The organism is Streptomyces sp. NPDC002446 (assembly GCF_053595675.1).
Map to the genome: position 1 here is coordinate 1 of NZ_JBSFYC010000150.1, position 3773 is coordinate 3773.

Annotated in this window: 1 protein-coding gene; it reads left to right on the plus strand. The window is 73.5% G+C overall.

What is annotated here, in order from left to right; translation table 11 throughout:
• Window positions 1–3773: SDR family NAD(P)-dependent oxidoreductase (locus ACWD6P_RS36795; RefSeq protein WP_451448575.1), on the plus strand; the 3773-nt coding region annotated here is incomplete at both ends.

A 3773-nucleotide genomic window follows, 5' to 3' on the forward strand; every position in this document is an offset into this window, starting at 1 on the left:
CTGACCGTGAGCGTCCAGGAGACTCTCGACGACGTAGTCGTGGCGGGCTCGCTGCGCCGTGACGAGGGAACCCTGGAGCGTTTCCTGACCTCGGCCGCTGAGCTCTACGTGACCGGTGTGCCCGTGGACTGGTCGGCGCTCTTCGTCGGCACCGGTGCCCGCCGCGTCGACCTGCCCACCTACGCCTTCCAGCGCGAGCGCTACTGGCTGGAGTCGCCGGCGTCGACGGCTCCGGCACCGGAGGCCGCGCGTCCCGAGGGGGAAGTGGTCGACGGCCGTTTCTGGGCGGCGGTCGAGGCGGAGGACTGGGAGTCGCTCGGCGGGGCGTTGGCGCTGGACGGCGATGCGCCGCTGAGCGAGGTGCTGCCCGCGTTGGCGTCCTGGCGCCGTGAGCGGCAGCGGGCGTCGACGGTGGAGAACTGGCGCTACCGCGTGACGTGGAAACCGGCGCCCGACGCCCAGCGGTCGACCGGTGCTGCGGGCAGGTGGCTGGTGGTGGTCCCGGCCGGGATCGACGGTGACGTCGCGGTGGCCGGTGCGGTGGCGGCGATGACCGAAGGTGGTGCGCAGGTCGATCAGTTGGCGCTGAGCGCGGTCGGCGCCGACCGCGCGGCCTGGCGCGCCCGTATCGAGGAGTGGCTGACCGCCTCCGCGGCCGACGACCGGCCGCTTGCCGGTGTGCTGTCGTTGCTCGCGCTGGACGAGCGTCCGCACGCCGACCACGGCGCGATGTCCGCCGGGGTGGCGGGAACGCTGGCGCTGGTGCAGGCACTGGAGGAAGCGGGCGTCGAGGCCCGCCTGTGGCTGGGCACGCGGGGCGCGGTGTCCGTCGGCGGCACGGACCGGCTGCTGAGTGCGGTCCAGGCCCAGGTCTGGGGTCTGGGCCGGGTGGCCGCCCTGGAACTGCCGGAGCGTTGGGGCGGACTGGTCGATCTGCCCGAGGTGTGGGACGTCCGTACGGGATCGCGGCTGTGTGCGGTGCTGGCCGGGGGACTGGCGGACGAGGACCAGGTCGCGGTACGGGCCTCGGGAGTCTTCGCCCGGCGTCTCGTACGGGCCCCGCTCGCGGAGACGGGCGAGGCGCCGGGGACCGGGACGCAGGGGGAGACCCCGTGGCGGACCCGGGGCACGGCCCTGGTCACCGGCGGCACCGGAGCACTCGGCCCGCACATTGCCCGCTGGCTCGCGGACAGCGGGGCCGAGCATGTGGTGCTCGTCAGCCGGCGCGGCGCCGCCGCACCGGGCATGGCCGAGCTGCGGGACGAACTCGCCGCCACGGGCGTCCGTCTGACCGCGGCCGCTTGTGATGTGGCGGACCGTGAGGCGGTCGCCGCGCTCCTCGCCGGGCTGGCGGCGGACGGCGACACCGTGCGTACGGTCATCCACGCCGCCGCCTTCATCGAGCTGGCCGCGCTGATCGAGGCCGACCCCGGCGAGTTCGCCGATGTGCTCGCCGCCAAGGTCGCCGGTGCGGCCCACCTGGACGCCCTGCTCGGTGCCGAAGACCTGGACGCCTTCGTCCTCTTCTCCTCCATCGCCGGGGTCTGGGGCAGCGGCGATCACGGGGCGTACGCCGCGGCCAACGCCTTCCTCGACGCGCTCGCCGAACAGCGGCACGCGCGGGGCCTCCCGGCCAGCTCCATCGCCTGGGGCGTCTGGGACGTGTGGGACCCCGAGCGGCTGCCGGAAGGAGTCAAGCCCGAGCAGCTCCAGGCGCGCGGCCTGCCGTTCCTCGACCCGGACACCGCCTTCTCCGCCATGCGCCAGGTCCTCGCGCACCAGGAGGCATGCGTCACCGTCGCCGATGTGGACTGGGACCGTTTCGTCCCGGTCTTCACCTCGGCGGGACCCCGTCCGCTGCTCGGCGGTGTCCCCGAGGCACAACAGGCCATCGACGCCGGCAACACCCCCGCGGGGGCGGCCGGCGGCAACACCGGTGCCCCGGCCGACGTCGCCCCGTCGCCGCTGCGCGACCGCCTGTCCGGCCTGGCACCGGCCGAACGCCACGCCGTGCTGCTCGATCTGGTCCGCACCCAGGCGGCATCGGTCCTCGGCCATGCCTCGCGGGAGGCCGTGGCACCCACCCGGGCCTTCCGGGACCTGGGTTTCGACTCGCTCACCGCGGTCGAGCTGCGCAACCGCCTCAAGAACGCCACCGGCCTGCGCCTCCCGGCCACGCTGATCTTCGACTACCCGTCTCCCACCGTCCTCGCCGGCTTCCTGCGCGGTGAAATCCTCGGTACGGACGAGGAGGCTGCCGCAGCCGCGCCGGCACCGGCCGCGCTCCCGGCGACCGACGACGACCCGATCGTGATCGTGGGAATGGCCTGCCGCTTCCCCGGCGAGGTCCGCTCTCCGGAGGACCTGTGGGAGCTGCTGGTCCGCGGCGGCGACGTGATTTCGGAGCTGCCGGCCGACCGTGGCTGGGACGTCGAATCGCTCTACGACCCGGACCCGGACCGGCCCGGCAAGACGTACACCCGCCATGGCGGCTTCCTGCACGACGCGGCGGACTTTGACGCCGGGTTCTTCGGGATTTCGCCGCGGGAGGCGCTGGCGATGGATCCGCAGCAGCGGCTGCTGCTGGAGACGTCGTGGGAGGCGTTCGAGCGGGCCGGTATCGATCCGCAGTCCCTGCGCGGCAGCAGCACCTCGGTCTTCGCCGGCGTCAGCTACCACGATTACGGCTCGCGACTGCAGGAGGCCCCGGAAGGCGTCGAGGGCTATCTGGGCACGGGCAACACGGCGAGCATCGCCTCGGGCCGGGTCTCCTACCTCCTCGGCCTGGAGGGCCCCGCTGTCACGCTGGACACCGGATGCTCGTCGTCGCTGGTCGCCCTGCATCTGGCGGCGCAGTCGCTGCGGCAGGGCGAGTCCACGCTGGCCCTCGCGGGCGGTGCATCCGTCATGGCCGTACCCACTTCCTTCACCGAGTTCAGCCGGCAGCGCGGACTGTCCGTCGACGGCCGGTGCCGGGCGTTCTCGGCGGACGCGGACGGCATGGGCATGGCCGAAGGCGCGGCCATGCTGCTGCTGGAGCGGCTGTCGGACGCGCGGCGCAACGGCCACCCGGTGCTCGCCGTGGTGCGCGGTACCGCGATGAACCAGGATGGCGCGAGCAATGGCCTGACTGCTCCGAACGGTCCCTCGCAGCAGCGGGTGATCCGGCAGGCACTGGCCAACGCACGCCTGTCGGCCGCCGACGTGGACGCGGTCGAGGCCCATGGCACGGGCACCCGGCTGGGTGACCCGATCGAGGCGCAGGCGCTGATCGCGACGTATGGCCAGGGTCGGGATGAGGCTGCGGGGCCGCTGTGGCTCGGCTCGGTGAAGTCCAACATCGGCCACACCCAGGCGGCGGCCGGCGCGGCCGGAGTCATCAAGATGGTCAAGGCGCTGGAGCACGGGCAGTTGCCCCGCACCCTGCACGCGGCCGAACCGACACCGCAGGTGGACTGGTCGGCGGGTGTGGTGGAGCTGCTGACGGAGGAGCGGGCCTGGCCGTCGTCGCCGGATCGGGTGCGGCGGGTGGGCGTCTCGTCCTTCGGGATCAGTGGCACCAATGCGCATCTGGTGCTGGAGGAGCCTCCGGTGCTGGAGGAGCCTCCGGTGGTGGAGGAGCCTCCGGTGGTGGAGGCGGAGGGGGAGCCGAGGGATCGTGTGGCTTCTGCCCGGCGAGTGGTGCCGTGGGTGGTCTCTGGTCGTGGTGAGGGTGCGTTGCGGGCGCAGGCGGAGCGGCTGGGGTCTTTCGTCGGTGGTCGGCCTGAGCTGGA